Source organism: Roseovarius sp. S88, from assembly GCF_037023735.1.
Classification (GTDB): domain Bacteria; phylum Pseudomonadota; class Alphaproteobacteria; order Rhodobacterales; family Rhodobacteraceae; genus Roseovarius; species Roseovarius phycicola.
Genome location: NZ_CP146069.1, coordinates 1,021,001 through 1,036,425 on the forward strand (window position 1 = coordinate 1,021,001; position 15,425 = coordinate 1,036,425).

Consider the following 15,425-nt stretch of genomic DNA (forward strand, 5'->3'; position numbering starts at 1 on the left):
CGGCGTCCTGCCTCGGGCTTGTGGGCGGGCATGAACGTTGCAGCTTTATCGGGCCTCAGTCGAATTCATCCCTGAGCTTCGATATGCCTTGCAAAACGCGACCACGCCGAGAACGGTCACAAATTTATAGCCGAGATAGAACAGAAATGCAGTGATTGTGCCGGTCACGCTGAAGGCCCCATTTTCAAGCCAGGCATAGATCGAAACATCAAAAGACCCGAGTTTGGCGGCGAGGAAAATCAGGGCCAGGTTGCCAGCAACGGCACCAACGATCAAATCCTTGCACAATGTCCAAGACGTGCCGCGCCCGCGCATGAAAGCTTCGATCAGACTCCAGTCTGAGGCGTGGGCGGCAGCCGGAAAAACAGTGCCAAACCGACAGAGAAAAGCGAAATAAACTACGAAGACTGCGGCCAATGCTATCAGCGGTGCAAGCAAGTAATCGTGTTGAGAGAACAAGCGCTCGAATCCAATTAAAGACGTTATAAGAACGAAACCTGTTGCGATGAAAATGACCGTGAAAGCTCTGTTCGGAAGGACGCTGAGTCGCGTCAGATTTTTTGCCGAAAAGGTTTTGCCGGTCAGCGCCGAGATATGAATGACGTAGGCGGAGATCATCGTCGTGGCAACGAGGGCAACGATGCTGATGAGAGCTAGAAAACCGTCATAGGACCATCCAAAGGCGATCTCGATCAAAAGCTCGATTGCGGAAATTGCAAGCAGAAGAGAGATGTTGCTACGAAACAGCTGCCAAGCACCGGCCCAAATGGGTGTCGGTTCCGCACGCATTATTCAAGCCGAATGCGCGCCGTCCGCGAGACCACGCACAAAGTTCAGAACATCCGCGGGGCTGTCTCCGTCCCCAAGCTTGGCCACAATGGCCGAGCCAACAACGCAGCCATCGGCCACGCTTGCGATCTCTCGGCTGGTCTCTGGTGTGCGGATCCCAAAGCCCACAACGATGGGCAGGTCTGTCGCCGCCTTGATGCGCGCCACCTCGGGGGCCACATCCGCGGCCTCAGCCGCTGCGGCACCGGTGATGCCGGTGATCGACACGTAATAGACAAAGCCGGACGTGTTCTGAAGCACCTTGGGCAGACGCTTGTCATCGGTGGTTGGCGTGGCCAGGCGAATGAAATTCAGCCCCGCCTTCTGCGCCGGAATGCAGAGCTCGTCATCCTCTTCGGGCGGCAAATCCACCACGATCAGCCCGTCGATGCCCGCCGCCTTGGCATCCGTCAGAAACTGCTCAACACCGCGATTAAAGATCGGGTTGTAATATCCCATCATCACAATCGGCGTGCTGTCATCGGTTTTACGGAACTCACGTGCCATCTGCAACGTCCGCTCCAGTGTCATGCCCGCCTCAAGTGCGCGCTGACCAGCAAGCTGAATGGTTGGTCCATCCGCCATGGGATCGGTGAAGGGCAGGCCCAGCTCAATGATGTCCACACCTGCCTCGGGCAGGCCTCTGATCACTTCCAGGGAAGTCTCATAATCAGGATCGCCCGCCATGACATAAGCCACAAAGGCCTTCTTTCCGGCGGTGGTAAGCTCTGCGAATTTGGCGTCGATGCGGGTCATACAGTGTTTCCTTGCTGATCCCACCGCCCTTGCCAAATAGAGCCCATAAAATCAATGCCCATAATGCACAAACGCTTTGGATAATTCGGATCAGAGGCGATGTGCCAGAAGACGCGCAACGGCCTGCTCGGCCGCATCCAGTGCCCCATCGATCAACCCCGGTGACTGACTTGAGCATTCAGCGCAAGCAAACATCACGCGCCCGTCGCATTGCACATTCTGAAGCCGGCGCGGGGGCGGATCGGGGTGCCGAAAGGGGCCCTCAAGGTCGAGTGCATCTGTGGTAAAGGGCTCTTGCGCCCAGTCAAAGATCTCAAGACCACGAACTGCCTCTGCCTTCGGTCCGAAGCATCGCGTAAGCTGATCCAGAACGGCATGTTTGAGCGCGTCCGCCCTGAGTTGTCGCATCTCCACCGGCCAGTTCAGGAACCCAAACAAAATCCCCTGCTTGCTTCCAGGATCGCACAGGTCGTGGATTTCGCCACAGGGGCCAGCCTGACTAAGCACGCGCCCCGAGAGGCCCTTGTCCCGCCAGAACGGTCTGTCATAGCGCAGGACGACCTTGGCCTGCGAGGCCATCCAGGTCGGTACAGATGTCAGATCCTGCTTGAGCGCGGCAGGTAGTGCGGGGGTCCAACGAAGCCTGGCGGCAAGTCTGGGCGGCATGGCTACCAGCACCCGGGGTGCGTCATGCGTGCTGTCGGATGTGGTGACTGTGACGCCGTTGCCGTCCACTGCACTCGACGTCACGGGCGTGTTCAAGATCACCTGCGTGCGGGATAGTTGGTCGGCCATTGCCGCGACCAGCCGCGCCGTACCGCCCTCCAGCCGATAGGACCCTGCCTGATGTGGCAGCATCCGGGCCTCGACTTCGCGCTGGGGTCCGTAATCCAGAAGGCCCGACCCTTGGGTGTATTGCTCAAAAATGGGCAAATCGAGCCGCTTGAGCCAGCGCGCCACAGTGGGTTGATACCCTGGCCAGACCCAGCTTGGTCCGGCATCTCCGGCAAAGCCGCCGTCTGGGTCGGTAAAAGACCGGACGCGCCCACCCAGATCCCCCCGGGCTTCGATGAGACAGGCCGAGAGATTTTGCTCCTCTAGCAAGACGCAGGCCGCGAGCCCTGCCAGACCCCCTCCTATGACAATGGCGTCAAAGTGAGACATGGCGGTTGGGATCCTCTTTGAATATATCTACTGATAGATAGAAAAGGGCGGCAGACAAACACATGATATCTTTTGCGTGCAGGTCAAGCATGCAGCTTTGACAGCGGGCTTGCGACACCCCGTCGGACACCCTAGAAGGCGGCAAGTTTTGGCGGGCATCAAGGATCGGATCATGGGCTTCAAAATGGGAATCGTGGGGTTGCCCAATGTGGGCAAGTCGACGCTTTTTAACGCGCTGACCAAGACGGCAGCGGCGCAGGCGGCGAATTTTCCGTTTTGCACGATTGAGCCTAATGTGGGTGAGGTCGCTGTACCCGATGCGCGGCTCGATAAGCTGGCCGAGATTGCCCAGTCTAAACAAGTGATCCCGACGCGTATGACCTTCGTGGACATCGCCGGTCTTGTGAAAGGGGCGAGCAAAGGCGAGGGGCTGGGCAACCAATTCCTGGCCAACATCCGAGAGGTCGACGCCATCGCTCATGTGCTGCGGTGCTTTGAGGATGGCGATGTCACCCATGTTGAGGGCCGGGTGGACCCGGTCGAAGACGCCGATGTGATTGAGACAGAACTGATGCTCGCCGATCTGGAAAGCATCGAAAAACGCCGCGCGGGTCTGGTGCGCAAGCTCAAAGGCAATGATAAGGAAGCGGTGCAGCAGGATCGCCTTCTGGCGGCGGCTCAGGCGATGATCGAAGACGGTAAACCCGCGCGTCTAGTCGATATAGATGCTGAAGATGCGAAGACTTGGAAGAACCTACAGCTTCTGACAACCAAACCGATCCTCTATGTCTGCAACGTGGATGAGGCCAGCGCGGCCTCGGGCAACGATCACTCGGCCGCCGTGGCGAAAATGGCCGAAAACCAAGGTGCCGCGCATGTGGTGATCTCGGCCCAAATTGAAGAAGAGATCAGCCAGCTGAACGAAGACGAAGCTGTCATGTTCCTAGAGGAAATGGGGCTGACAGAGGCCGGTCTCGACCGGCTCATTCGCGCAGGCTACGAGCTCTTGCATTTGGAAACTTACTTTACCGCCGGTCCCAAAGAGGCGCGCGCCTGGACGATCAAGGCAGGCACAGCCGCCCCGCAGGCCGCAGGTGTCATTCACGGTGACTTTGAAAAGGGCTTCATCCGCGCCGAGACGATTGCCTATGACGACTATGTCGAACTGGGTGGGGAACAGGCGGCCAAAGAAGCAGGTAAAATGCGCGCCGAAGGCAAGGGATACATCGTCAAGGACGGCGACGTGCTGCATTTCCTGTTTAACACATGAGCAGCAGGTAAGCGGAAATTTTGAAAGTTTCCGGACAGATTTTTTTCAAGAAATCGGCACATAGGTACAGGTCTTATATGTCCCTCCTTTTTATCTTCGGTCTGATCTGCTTCGTTCTGGGCGTTTTGCTCTATCGCAGGCGCAAAAGGGTCGAGCACCGCGAACAGCTATTGAAGGCCGGGCTGTCAGACACGGAACGCAAGATTGTGGCAGATACCGTGCCACTCCTGCGCAACCTGCCGCCAGACATGCAAACCCGTCTTGAAGGCAAGATGAACCTGTTCCTTGATCAGGTTGAATTTATCGGCTGCAACGGGCTTGATGTCACCGAAGAGATGGAGTTGTCCATTGCCGCGCAAGCCTGTCTTCTGGTCCTTAACACCGACGCCTGGTACGACCATCTGCGCACCATTTTGATCTATCCCGGCGCGTTCAAATCCAAAACCAGAGAGCATGACGGCTATGTCGTGCGTGAATCCGAAGTCGTGCGCTCTGGCGAAAGCTGGCAATATGGGCCAGTGATCCTGTCCTGGGCGCATTCCAAACAAGGCGCGCTCAACACCGAGGATGGCCACAACGTCGTGCTGCATGAATTTGCCCATCAGCTTGACGGCCTGTCCGGTCATACCGATGGCGCGCCGCTTTTGGCCAATGGTCAAAGTTTCGCAGAATGGGAACGCGTTTTCACTACAGGCTATGAGCGTCACGTCAAAAAGACAGAGGCAGGGCACAAAACTGTCCTAAGCCCATACGCTGCCACCAACCATGAAGAGTTCTTTGCCGTTGCAGTGGAAGTCTTTTTTGAAAAGGCGACCCAATTGCAAAGTGAAGAGCCTGAGGTCTATGCGCAGCTGTCAGAGCTTTTGCAGCTCGACCCGGCGACTTGGCAGTGATCCCGTTCGCTGCGTTCTGGCACTGGACGAACACTGGCTGTGATATACGTCCTTTCCTTGTGGCATAATCTGGGCCAAGCTTAGGGAAAGAACCGCGCTGAAAGAGGGACATATGGCAGAAGAGGCAAGTCACGGGCATGCGCTTCCATCCTGGTTTGCAGCCCCCGGAGAATCCGACACGTTCGCGTGGTTATCCATCGCGCTCATCTTGCTGGCGATTTACGGGATCGTGTCGCTCTACGCGGCTTTTGACCGCTGGGCCGAGCATCAATCCAAAGGCACGCCACTGGCCAAGACCATTCCGACGATGCTGACGATCGCGTTGCTCTATGAGCTTTTCCCGCTGTCTCATTTCAACATCCTGCTGCCGTTGAGCGCAATTCTGATTGCCCTCATGGCAGACTGGTCACGGTTCAACCTGGGCAGGCGCGATGTACCGGAGCCGATGGTCGAACCTGAGCCGGCGCCGAAACCCCAAGCAGAAGAGGCCGAACGTGTTTGAGCTTCTTCTGACATCCTTTCCGGCAGTCATCCGGTACTTTCAGCTCAAGCGCCGAGGAGAGGCCATCACCGTCTGGAACATGCGCACCGCCGTGTTCCTTTGGGCCATCATGGCGTTTTTCCTCTTCATGGTGATCTTCTACTTCCACCCGAAATCCTACTCCGGCCTGTTGCCCTTCCGCACGGTGTCGGTGGTCGCGCAGACCAGCGGCCCGGTAACAGAAGTCGCCGTCCACAACGGCCAGAGGGTTGTGGCGGGCGATGTGCTTTTCCGTATTGAAGACAGTGCGCAAAAGGCGGCTTTGTCTCAGGCCAAGGCAGAGCTCGACACTCTGGCCGCCGCAGAGGTCAAAGCGCAGGACTCTCTGATTGTCGCGCAAGCAGGCGTGGCACAGGCGCAGGCCAATCTGGACAAGCTAAAGGTCGACCTTTCAAACGCACAATCGCTTTTCGAACGCAATGTCGGCAGTGGCGACGCCGTGCGGGAACTTGAGGCGTCTGTCGCTGTTGCCGAGGCGGAGCTGGCCGCGGCCGATGCGCAGGTGGATTTGGCGCAAAACGACATTTCCCAAGCCATTCCGGCGCAGCGCGCGGCGGCGGAAGCGGCCGTGGAGCGTGCGCAGGTGTCGGTGGATCAAACCGAAGTGCACGCATTCAATGATGGGGTGGTCACGCAACTTGCGCTGAGCGTCGGAAGCCCCGCCTCCACCCTGATTATCAGCCCCGCAATGGTCATCATCCCGGACCGGGACGCCGACGCGCCACTGCGCATCACGGCGGGCTTCTCGCAGGTGGCGCGCGCCACGCTTTATGAGGGCATGCCAGCCGAAGTAGCCTGTGACAGCAACGCAAGCTTGTCGTTTCGCAACGCGGTCATGCCCGCACAGATCGTCGCGATCCAACCTGCCGTGGCCACCGGCCAGGTGGTGCCCGGCGGACGGCTTCTGGAACCCGGAAACCTGAATGCGCGTGGGTCCATGCTGGTCTACTTTGAGCTCCTTCACCCTGAACACGAGGCGATGATGCTGGATGGAAGCGGATGCATCGTACAGACTTACACCAACAATCTGAGCGGTGTGACGGGGCATATCATTGCAGCCACCGGCGTGGTCAAAGCCGTGGGCTTGCGGCTCAAGGTCTGGGGTGCGATCCTCTCAGGCATCGGGCTTGCCGGAGGCGGTGGGCACTAAAGCAACCTTAGCCCGGTTGGCAAACTGGACCCTTAGGACATTGTCCCATACGGTTTCCCTGTCATGCGACGGGGGCGAAAAATGTCACGACCAAACATTCTTTTCATCCAGGTGGATCAATTGGCCGCGCAGTTTCTGCGCAGTTATGGCGACCCGGTTTGTCACGCCCCCAATCTCGACAAACTGGCGAGCGAGGGCACGGTTTTTGAGACCACCTATTGCAACTTCCCGCTTTGCGCGCCGTCGCGTGCGTCGATGGCCACCGGCAGGCTCTGTTCCGAAATCGGGGCTTATGACAATGCCGCAGAGCTGCCTGCCTCCATGCCCACCTACGCGCACTACCTGCGCGCCAGTGGCTATCACACGGCGCTGTCGGGTAAGATGCACTTCATCGGGCCCGATCAGCACCACGGCTTTGAGACCCGCCTGACCCCGGATCTCTATCCAGCAGATTTCTCATGGGTGCCAAACTGGGGGGATGAAGGTGACCGCGACACGAACGATGCGCGCGCGGTGACTGTCGCGGGCATCTGTGAGCGTTCCGTGCAGATAGACTTTGATGACCTGGTGACCTTCCACGCCATCCAGCATCTCTATGATCTCGCCCGCTCTGACGACACACGTCCGTTTTTTCTTCAGGTCTCCTACACTCATCCGCATGAGCCGTATCTTTGCCAAAAGAAACACTGGGACCTCTACGAAGACGCCCATATCGCTCTTCCTGCAGTTCCCGCCATGCAAGCCGACGATCATGATGCACACTCAGCGCGGCTTCTGAATGATTTTGGCATGCTCGATCTGCGCTTTTCTGATGAAGACATCCGCCGCGCTCGCCGCGCCTATTACGGCTCGATCAGCTATCTGGATGAGATGATTGGCCGCGTCCTGGACGCGCTCGACGCCACAGATAAACGTGAGAATACCGTGATCCTCTTTACCTCTGACCACGGTGAGATGCTGGGAGAGCGCGGCATGTGGTTCAAGAAACACTTCTTTGAACACGCCTTGCGCATTCCGCTGATCATCAGCGGGGGTGCGTTCGGTCCATCCCGCGTTGCGACACCGGCCTCTCTTGTGGACCTGCTGCCCACCTTCATGGGGATTGCTGAAGGGCAGGGGTGGACCAGCCCCATTGAGCCTTTGGACGGTCAGGATCTGTCGACACTTCTGCAGAACCCAAACCCGGATCGCCCCATCCTGGCCGAATACCTGGCCGAGGCCACGACTGCGCCGATCTTCATGGTGCGGCGCGGCGCGTATAAATACTTCTATTCCGCTGACGATCCGCCACTTCTCTTTGACATCGAGGCCGATCCACACGAGCGCACCAATCTGGCTGGTAATGCCGCCCACGCCGAGACAGAGGCACAGTTGCAGTCCTATGTCCTGCAACGCTGGGACAGTGAGGCACTGCGGCAGGACATCATGCGCAGTCAGCAAAGACGGCGGCTTGTGCTCACTGGGGATATGCAAAACACACGACCTCGATGGAATCATGGTGAAGCGCCTGGGTCCGAGGTCATATGGTATCGTGGAGAAGGCAGCTACAACGACTGGGCCTTCAGATATTTGCCCGTGTCCGGCAAGGCCTGAGGCTATCCGTTCCAGCGCACCTTGCCGAAGTCGGACACGTCATATCCCGCCTGTGTTTTGATCTGTGCGTGAAACACCTTGCTGTTACAAAAGGCGACAAAGCGTTGAAAACCCTCGTCAAACCACGCCTTTCGATCAACAAGCAGGTCAAACTGTTCCTCAATCACAGGCACAAAGCCCAATCCGAATTGACGCGCCAGAGGCTCCAACCCAAAGGCCACATCCGCCCCGCTTTGCGAGACGGTCAGCACCGCTTCCATTTCGCTGCGCGCCACCTCGACCGTTTGCACCTCCGATGACCTCAGCCCGGCTTGATCCAGCAAGTCCTGGAAAAGTTTGGCTGTACCGGATTCGGGTTGCCGTTCGACAACCCGCCGCCCGCCAAGATCGGCCACGCCGTGTATCCGGCGCATCAGGTCATGCTCCATGACCAATCCCCGTCGCCGCGTGGCAAACCCGACCAGAACCATGTTCTGTCCTGCAAACCCGGCTTCGACCACCGGAACATTCCACGTCCCGGACACGCCGTCATAGACGTGCAAGCCCGCCGCAACACCCTCACCTGCCCGAACGCGGGCCAACCCATCAAGGCTTCCATCAAAAAACGTCGCCAACTCACAGCGCGAATGCCGCAACGCCCATTCCAGCACGGGATCATGGCTGCCTAAAAACACAGCCGGGCGTGATGCGTTGGCAACCATTCCGCCAGACTGTCCCTGGTTGATCCAGGCCAGAATATCCTGCCGAGGAAAGAGCAGCTTGCCTGTGACGCGCGAACATGGCACGTCGCCCGACGCGGCCAGATCATACACTTTTCGCTCCTTCAGGCGCAGCAAGTCTGCCAGTTCCTTGACCGTCAGATAGTCGGGGTCAGTGACACTCGGAGCCTCAGACATCATCCGCCCGCCGCATTCGGGAAGAAGAGCTGCGCGCCGTTGCGGTCATATGCCCCAATCGCGTCCTGCCCGTCTTTGGACAGCAACCAGTCAACAAAGCTTTGCGCAGGCTCAAATGCGACATTGGGACAATGACCCGGGTTCACAACGATCACCCCATATTGATTGAAAAGATCCGGATCGCCCTCAACAAGCACTTCGAAATCGCCCTTGTTGCCAAAGCTCAGCCAGGTGGCGCGATCTGTCATCACATAGGCCGCCATGCCTACTCCAACATTGAGCGTTGCCCCCATGCCAGACCCTGTTTCGCGATACCACGTGCCAGAGGCAGCCACCGGATCAAGACCAGCGTCGGTCCAGAGCTGCATTTCTTTCTTATGGGTTCCGCTGTCATCTCCGCGAGAGACAAATAGCGCGCCCGCATCTGCAATCTGAGTCAGGGCCTTTTGCACATCCTCCAAGCCCTTTACACGCGCAGGATCTTCCCTTGGGCCCACCAGAACAAAGTCGTTGTACATCAGGTCGGCCCGCGCCAGCCCATATCCGGCCGCCACAAAGGCCTCTTCTGCCGCCTTGGCATGCACCAAAAGCACGTCGCCATCACAGTTTGAGGCATTCTTGATTGCCTGCCCGGTCCCCACGGCGACTACGTTCACGGACATCCCGCTTTCAGCCTCAAAAAGCGGCAGCAGGTGGTCGTAAAGCCCTGAATTGGCCGTCGACGTGGTTGATTGTACGACAATGGTTGTGTCCGCTGCCGTTTCTTGCGCAAGGCAGAGCGCAACAGCCAAAGCTGACAAACGCACTGAGATCATGCGGAGGTCTCCATCTTTGAAATCATGTCACAATGTCTCCTGACAAATAGGCCTTTGCAGCGGCAGTTTGAGGGGAGGTGAAAAACTGGTTCGCCGGGCTGTGCTCTTCCAGTTGCCCTTTGTGTACAAAGACCACGTCGCCTGCCAGCCTGCGGGCCTGTCCGATGTCATGCGTGACGAATATGACCTTGGTGCCCTGATTGGCGGTTTCCTTGACGATGCGCTCGATCATTTGCGTGGCGCCGGGATCCAGGTTGGCCGTTGGCTCGTCCAGCATTAAAAGTTCGGGCGACGTGACCAGCGCGCGAGCCAGGGCCAGACGTTGCTGCTCTCCGCCCGACAGGCGGCGCGCCGGGTGGCTGACCTTGTCCAACAGACCCACACGCCGCAACGCATCCCACCGCAGGCCCTCTCCGCGAAGACCGCGCGCGCGCAGGATGAAATCGATATTGGCCGCCACCGAGCGCCGCAGCAGGACCGGCTTTTGAAACACCAGCGAATGCCGTTTCGCAATCTCAGGTGTCAGCGGCGCGCCCTTCCACAAAACGTGCCCCGCACTGGGCGCAGTCAACCCGTGCAACAACCGCAGCAAGACACTCTTGCCCGCGCCGTTCGGTCCCATAACGACGGTGATCCCATCGCTCTGTAAGCGCAGCGTCACGTCCTCGATCAGGCAATGCGCCCCGTCCTCCAGCCGCAGCCTGTCCAAAGTCAGCAGCGGCGAGGAGAGGCCTGCACCTGGTGCGCCGCCATGCAGAACCGCATCACGCATAGGCCCGCCTCTCTGCGCTCAGGCGTACGCCCTGGACAGCGGCATTGATGCCAAGCGCCAAGAGCATAAGCACAAGCCCGAGCGCCAGCGCCAGCGCCAGTTCTCCCCGCGAAGTCTCTAGCGCGATGGCCGTGGTCATCACCCGCGTCACATGATCAATGTTGCCGCCGACGATCATCACGGCACCCACCTCTGCGATGGCCCGTCCAAACCCGGCCAGAGCCACGGTCGTGAGTGCATAGCGCGCATCCCAAATGAGCGCTCGCATTGCTTGCAATCGGCTGAGACCAAAGGCTTTGAACTGATCGGAATACTCCGCATTCAGATCGTCCAGCACCTGCCGCGACAAGGCGGCAATGATGGGTGTGATCAGAAGGGTCTGGGCAATGATCATGGCGGTGGGCGTGTAGAGCAGGCCCAGAAACCCCAAAGGCCCTGCGCGGGACAGATGCAGATACACCAGCAATCCGACAACAACCGGCGGCAACCCCATCAGAGCGTTCAGAACCACGATTGCCGTCCCGCGTCCGCGAAACCGGGAGACCGCCAGAAACGCCCCCAGCGGCAATCCGATCGCACAGGCCAGCAAAGCCGCACTGAGACTGACACGCAGCGACAGAAGAACAATCTCAACCAGATCGCCATCCGCGCGCAGCACGAGCTCAAAGGCCAAGCCGAAGGCTGCTCCAAAATCTTGCATCGCCTCCTCGCATTGCAAAATTTTCAATAATTTGCAGTAAATCGGAAATTATGCAGTCATTCAACAGAAACTTCCCGCATCCTGTGCTTCCCGGCATGCCTCTGGCCAAAGCTCTGAAATTTCCACTTGTTTTCCGCAATCCCGCCCCCTAGACAGGCCAGCGGAGACGTGGCCGAGTGGTCGAAGGCGCTCCCCTGCTAAGGGAGTAGGCGGGAAACCGTCTCGAGGGTTCGAATCCCTTCGTCTCCGCCACCAATCATTATTGCGTTTTTCCTCAATATAATAGACACTTGGAGTATCCCATGGAGGATACATATGGAGGATAAAGGTGTCCGATTATCCCGCTACCACGCTGGCTCTGAACAAGGGGAAATACTACGTGCTGCTCACGATCCCGGCTGAGTTTCGGGAGCATTTCAACGGTAGAAAGCAGCTCAAACGGTCCACCGGTACCAGTGATCTGGCCTACGCTAGGTGATCTGTGTCTCACACAAGTTTAAGACGATGTAGTAGTGCTGTCTCAAAGATGCAAGATGGTACCCTGCGAGACACTGTGGGATGAACCGTGAGACGTCTCTTATGGGTAAGCCCTGCGAGACACCCAGGGGTTTACCATGAGGGCAGCGTATCCGATGAGCTTGGGGGCGGGGCATGCTTATGCAAAACAATGGCCAATGCGCACCCCCAAGGGGGAAGCGGGGAAGGCTCACGTAGATATAACCCACACGGATTTTTCTGGTGAAATTGGATTGCCTTGCTAGTTGCATCTGTGATCGAAATGTCTGCTATGCGGACGAAGCGGACATTCCGAACTTGGCCAAACTTGCGAAAAAACTGCTCAAGTTTTTCATGCCAATTGCTACTTTCCTACTCCATAAGTCAGTCAAGCTGCAAAATGGGGTCAAAAAGATGGCAAGACACGTAGCTTGGATCGTTGCAGCCGTATTGTTATTTGGGTTTTTGACTGTGAACGCTATCGGAAATAACTCGACACAAGCCACCAGACATTCCGATACGGTTTTTCCCGTCGGTCAATCAGATGGCGTCTCCAGTCAGGAAGCTGCGGAATGCGATGTTGCCAAGGTTTGGTTCAAAAATAGCTACGGCACTGCATTTGGAGCCGACTCTTTCCAAGAGTACACCGAAGATAGAATTAGGTTTGGTGAGGTGTTGGGAATGGAAAATGGTAAACCCAGGATCGTGATAGCAATTCAAAATCCCAAAACTACGAAAATCAAAGCTCACAGCTTTCTTCTGGATCAACGAGGAAAAATGAGCTCGCAGCTATCAATGACAATCTCCAAACAAGAGTGGTCAAAAATGGAAAAGATAGATTGTTAACTCGCCAACCTACAAAGTCTGCTCTGGGCTCATACCGGTCATCTGATTAAAACTGTCAGCCTCTTACACACTAAATGGAGGATACAGGGCGTATATTCAGGAGGATACAAATTTATTAAGCATCTGATTTTAAAGTAAATAAAAAGAAATGTTATATTCCCTTCGTCTCCGCCACCAAGCATAATTGTATTTTTACTCTGTATAACAGGCACTTGGGGTATCACATGGAAGATACAGACGCCCGATTGCCCCGCTGCCGAGTTGACTCTGAACTGGGGTGAGCCCCGCGTGATGCTCAAGATCCTGATCGAGCTGCAAGACCACTTCAATGGTAGAACGCAGCTCAAACGGTCTGCCGGGACTGGTGATCGGGCCCGTGCTCGGCAGCCGCAGCGCAATGTTTCTGCGAAACTCTATGCCCGGTTCGTTGCTTGTTAGCCGGACCCACGGGATGCCATCCGCGATCTCTTGGGGTGGATAGGGGATGCGGGCGAAGTGCCGCGCAGCTAGGGCGCCGGTTATCTCGAGGGCCCGATCCAGTGTTGGGTGCCACAGAAAACTGACCCGGTATCCCCCGGCCATGTCACCTGCGTGTGGCCGTTGTCATGCTAGGGCTCGCATGTCTGGATAAGCGCATCAACGGCCATGACGCCCTTTTCGTAGACAAAGAGCGGGTTGATCTCGATCTCCGCAATCTCGTCCACATGCGCGATGGCAAAATCTGCCAGGGCGCAGAGGGCCGCCACGACGGCGTTTTTATCCGCCGTGGGCTGACCGCGAAAACCTTCCAAAAGGCGCGCCACGCGCAGCCCATTGAGCGCGTCCTCGATGTCTTCCGGTATCGCTGGCAACAACAGAGAAACCGCATCGCCGACAAGCTCTACAAGAACCCCGCCGCTGCCCAATGTCATGGCCAGCCCGAACTGCGCGTCATGGCGTATGCCCACCACCAGTTCGGCCAGGGGCGGCGCGGCCATAGGTTCCACCAGAAAACTGTCCGTGACCGCCTGATCCGAATACCGCGCCACGGCGTCTCGCATGTCATCCGCAGCTTTCAAAAGCGCATCAGGGCAAGACAGGTTCAGCGCCACAGCCCCCGCTTCGGTTTTATGGGCCAGCGCCGGCCCCATCATTTTCAGAACGGCGGGGTAGGCGAAATCACGCGCCGCTGAGGCGAGCTCCTCCCCAGGCACCTGTCGACCCGCAGGCACCGGGAAACCTGCATCCGCCAATCGGTCCTTGGCCGCAGCTTCGCTTAGAATGCGGGTGTGAATTGGTGACGCCGCAAGGATGAGCGGTTTCGGTGCAGCACTTGAAATACGTTTGCGCGCCGTGCTCCACCAAACGGCATCCCGGATCGCATTGAGCGTCTCATGAATGCCCTGCATCGGCGCCACGCCCCGGGCCAGGAACGCCTCGCGAATATGCGCGCCCATATTTTCCGGGATCGTCGCGCATATGGCGGCAGGAACCCCCGTCTTCGCCGCCGCCTCGGCAAAGGCCAGCCCGTCATTGAGATAAAGCTGCTCGGTCTCATCAAGCCCCGGTGCTGGGTAATCCTGCACCAGCACGGTAGCCTGCGCCTGGGCCAGCTCCAACGCCTTGGCAAAGACCGGTCTGGTGTGTTCCGGCTGACCCCAGATCGGCGTGGTGTAATCCAGCGGGTTGCTCACCGTGGCAATGGGCGGCAACAGATCGGCCAGAACATCCTGCGCTGTCGCATCAAAACCGGCAAAGCGCAGGCCAATCGCCTCGCCATGATCGGCCAGCATCGTAGCTCCCCCGCCCGAACAGGTGAACCCAAGCACCTCCTTGCCGTCCGGTGCCCCAACAACGCAAAGATATTTGAGCGTTTCAAGAAACTGCGACGGGTTGGTCACGCTGATGATCCCCGTCCGGGCAAAAAGCGCCTCGTAGAGTTCATTCGACCCCGCCAGCGAACCTGTGTGGCTGAGCGTCAGGCTTTGGCCAATAGCCGAGCGTCCGGTCTTGAGCGCGACAATGGGCTTGCCCGCCTGAAGCGCCTTGAGTGACACACGCTCAAAGGCCGGAACGTCCGACAGCCCCTCGATATGCAGCCCGATGGCGCGGACCTCTTCGCGATCACACAAAAGGTCAACCAGTTCCGTCAAACCCAGATCCGCCTGATTGCCAACCGACATCATATAGGCCATGGGTAAAGACCGCTGGCTCATGGTGATGTCCGAGGAAAACATACCCGATTGCGTGATAATCGCCGCGCCATAGCCTGGACAGCTCCCGCCATGCGCAAAAGGCCAAAGCGCTGATTTACCAATGTAGTTGATCAGCCCATAACAATTCGGCCCAATCAGAACCATGTCGCCCAAAGCGGCCCGCACGTCCTCTTCCAACGCGCGCCCCGCCGCATGCGCCTCGCCGAAGCCCGCAGAATAGCAAACAATGCCTCCAGCCCCCATCTGCGCCAGGCGACGTACCGCATCGGACACCGCAGCGGCGGGGATAGCCAGAAACACCGCATCGGGCGCTTCCGGCAAATCCTCAAGCTGTGGGACGCAGGCGATCCCCGCCAGCGTGTCACGCTTTGGATTGACCACCCACATCTGGCCTTGAAATCCCGCGCGCCGCGTCTCGCCAACCGCCACAACCGCATCCGCACCGCCCACAAAGGCGATGTGGCGCGGGTTGAGCAGACGCTCAAAGTTCTGACGTTTGGCGGGCGTCACC

The 15,425-nt window shown here is 57.9% G+C and carries 15 protein-coding genes and 1 tRNA gene; 8 read left to right on the forward strand and 8 right to left on the reverse strand.

Translation table 11 applies throughout. The features are described 5' to 3' along the window. Positions 1-45: 45 nt before the first annotated feature. The 3 genes from RZ517_RS05270 to RZ517_RS05280 form a co-directional block, all read right to left on the reverse strand. A complete protein-coding gene (locus tag RZ517_RS05270) occupies positions 46-789 on the reverse strand; it encodes a hypothetical protein (protein ID WP_338550415.1) in 744 nt (247 codons plus the stop codon). Positions 790-792: 3 nt separating this feature from the next. Then, on the reverse strand, positions 793-1,584 hold the full coding sequence (gene trpA, locus RZ517_RS05275; RefSeq protein ID WP_338550416.1) for a tryptophan synthase subunit alpha: 792 nt from the start codon (positions 1,582-1,584) through the stop codon (positions 793-795). A 90-nt stretch (positions 1,585-1,674) separates the two neighbouring features. After that, entirely contained in the window at positions 1,675-2,748 is a 1,074-nt protein-coding gene (locus RZ517_RS05280) for a flavin monoamine oxidase family protein (protein WP_338550417.1), read from the reverse strand. Between the two features lie 172 nt (positions 2,749-2,920). Here RZ517_RS05280 and ychF point away from each other — a divergent pair, with 172 nt between their 5' ends. The 5 genes from ychF to betC all read left to right on the forward strand — a co-directional run bounded on the left by ychF (position 2,921) and on the right by betC (position 8,195). Further along, positions 2,921-4,018: a redox-regulated ATPase YchF gene (ychF, locus tag RZ517_RS05285; RefSeq protein WP_338550418.1), complete on the forward strand. Its 1,098-nt coding sequence runs from the start codon at positions 2,921-2,923 to the stop codon at positions 4,016-4,018. Between the two features lie 77 nt (positions 4,019-4,095). Then, entirely contained in the window at positions 4,096-4,911 is an 816-nt protein-coding gene (locus tag RZ517_RS05290) for a zinc-dependent peptidase (RefSeq protein WP_338550419.1), read from the forward strand. 112 nt (positions 4,912-5,023) lie between these two features. After that, complete coding sequence (locus tag RZ517_RS05295) at positions 5,024-5,413, forward strand: hypothetical protein (protein WP_338550420.1); 390 nt, start codon at positions 5,024-5,026, stop codon at positions 5,411-5,413. Beyond that, positions 5,406-6,602: an HlyD family secretion protein gene (locus RZ517_RS05300; protein WP_338550421.1), complete on the forward strand. Its 1,197-nt coding sequence runs from the start codon at positions 5,406-5,408 to the stop codon at positions 6,600-6,602. Before RZ517_RS05295 ends, RZ517_RS05300 begins: the two co-directional genes overlap by 8 nt. 81 nt (positions 6,603-6,683) lie before the next feature. Further along, positions 6,684-8,195 carry a choline-sulfatase gene (gene betC, locus RZ517_RS05305; protein WP_338550422.1) on the forward strand — a complete coding sequence of 504 codons (1,512 nt, stop codon included), beginning with the start codon at positions 6,684-6,686 and terminating at the stop codon, positions 8,193-8,195. A 2-nt stretch (positions 8,196-8,197) separates the two neighbouring features. Here betC and RZ517_RS05310 read toward each other — a convergent pair whose 3' ends face one another. From RZ517_RS05310 to RZ517_RS05325, 4 genes are read right to left on the reverse strand one after another with little or no spacing between them, the layout of a single operon-like run. After that, on the reverse strand, positions 8,198-9,091 hold the full coding sequence (locus tag RZ517_RS05310; protein ID WP_338550423.1) for a helix-turn-helix transcriptional regulator: 894 nt from the start codon (positions 9,089-9,091) through the stop codon (positions 8,198-8,200). Next, positions 9,091-9,906 carry a substrate-binding domain-containing protein gene (locus tag RZ517_RS05315; RefSeq protein ID WP_338550424.1) on the reverse strand — a complete coding sequence of 272 codons (816 nt, stop codon included), beginning with the start codon at positions 9,904-9,906 and terminating at the stop codon, positions 9,091-9,093. Before RZ517_RS05315 ends, RZ517_RS05310 begins: the two co-directional genes overlap by 1 nt. A gap of 22 nt (positions 9,907-9,928) precedes the next feature. Continuing rightward, positions 9,929-10,678 carry an ATP-binding cassette domain-containing protein gene (locus RZ517_RS05320; protein ID WP_338550425.1) on the reverse strand — a complete coding sequence of 250 codons (750 nt, stop codon included), beginning with the start codon at positions 10,676-10,678 and terminating at the stop codon, positions 9,929-9,931. Next, entirely contained in the window at positions 10,671-11,378 is a 708-nt protein-coding gene (locus RZ517_RS05325; protein ID WP_338550426.1) for an ABC transporter permease, read from the reverse strand. Before RZ517_RS05325 ends, RZ517_RS05320 begins: the two co-directional genes overlap by 8 nt. Before the next feature lie 162 nt (positions 11,379-11,540). Here RZ517_RS05325 and RZ517_RS05330 point away from each other — a divergent pair. The 3 genes from RZ517_RS05330 (at position 11,541) to RZ517_RS05335 (ending at position 12,719) form a co-directional block, all read left to right on the forward strand. Continuing rightward, positions 11,541-11,630, forward strand: a tRNA-Ser gene (locus tag RZ517_RS05330). A gap of 127 nt (positions 11,631-11,757) precedes the next feature. Continuing rightward, the gene (locus RZ517_RS18375) at positions 11,758-11,856 is read left to right on the forward strand and encodes a hypothetical protein (RefSeq protein ID WP_422395570.1); all 99 of its coding nucleotides are present in this window, start codon (positions 11,758-11,760) and stop codon (positions 11,854-11,856) included. Between the two features lie 260 nt (positions 11,857-12,116). Further along, positions 12,117-12,719 (forward strand): hypothetical protein, encoded by a 603-nt coding sequence (locus tag RZ517_RS05335; protein WP_338550427.1) that lies wholly within the window; start codon positions 12,117-12,119, stop codon positions 12,717-12,719. A 608-nt stretch (positions 12,720-13,327) separates the two neighbouring features. Here the strand turns inward: RZ517_RS05335 and RZ517_RS05340 are convergent. Next, positions 13,328-15,424: an acetate--CoA ligase family protein gene (locus RZ517_RS05340; protein WP_338550428.1), complete on the reverse strand. Its 2,097-nt coding sequence runs from the start codon at positions 15,422-15,424 to the stop codon at positions 13,328-13,330. Position 15,425 lies beyond the last annotated feature (1 nt).

Bases quoted from the DNA above. Each gene is read 5' to 3' on its own strand.
- RZ517_RS05270 (WP_338550415.1), bottom strand. From the start codon at position 789: ATGCGTGCGGAACCGACACCCATTTGGGCCGGTGCTTGGCAGCTGTTT.
- trpA (WP_338550416.1), bottom strand. From the start codon at position 1,584: ATGACCCGCATCGACGCCAAATTCGCAGAGCTTACCACCGCCGGAAAG.
- RZ517_RS05280 (WP_338550417.1), bottom strand. From the start codon at position 2,748: ATGTCTCACTTTGACGCCATTGTCATAGGAGGGGGTCTGGCAGGGCTC.
- ychF (WP_338550418.1), top strand. From the start codon at position 2,921: ATGGGCTTCAAAATGGGAATCGTGGGGTTGCCCAATGTGGGCAAGTCG.
- RZ517_RS05290 (WP_338550419.1), top strand. From the start codon at position 4,096: ATGTCCCTCCTTTTTATCTTCGGTCTGATCTGCTTCGTTCTGGGCGTT.
- RZ517_RS05295 (WP_338550420.1), top strand. From the start codon at position 5,024: ATGGCAGAAGAGGCAAGTCACGGGCATGCGCTTCCATCCTGGTTTGCA.
- betC (WP_338550422.1), top strand. From the start codon at position 6,684: ATGTCACGACCAAACATTCTTTTCATCCAGGTGGATCAATTGGCCGCG.
- RZ517_RS05310 (WP_338550423.1), bottom strand. From the start codon at position 9,091: ATGTCTGAGGCTCCGAGTGTCACTGACCCCGACTATCTGACGGTCAAG.
- RZ517_RS05315 (WP_338550424.1), bottom strand. From the start codon at position 9,906: ATGATCTCAGTGCGTTTGTCAGCTTTGGCTGTTGCGCTCTGCCTTGCG.
- RZ517_RS05320 (WP_338550425.1), bottom strand. From the start codon at position 10,678: ATGCGTGATGCGGTTCTGCATGGCGGCGCACCAGGTGCAGGCCTCTCC.
- RZ517_RS05325 (WP_338550426.1), bottom strand. From the start codon at position 11,378: ATGCAAGATTTTGGAGCAGCCTTCGGCTTGGCCTTTGAGCTCGTGCTG.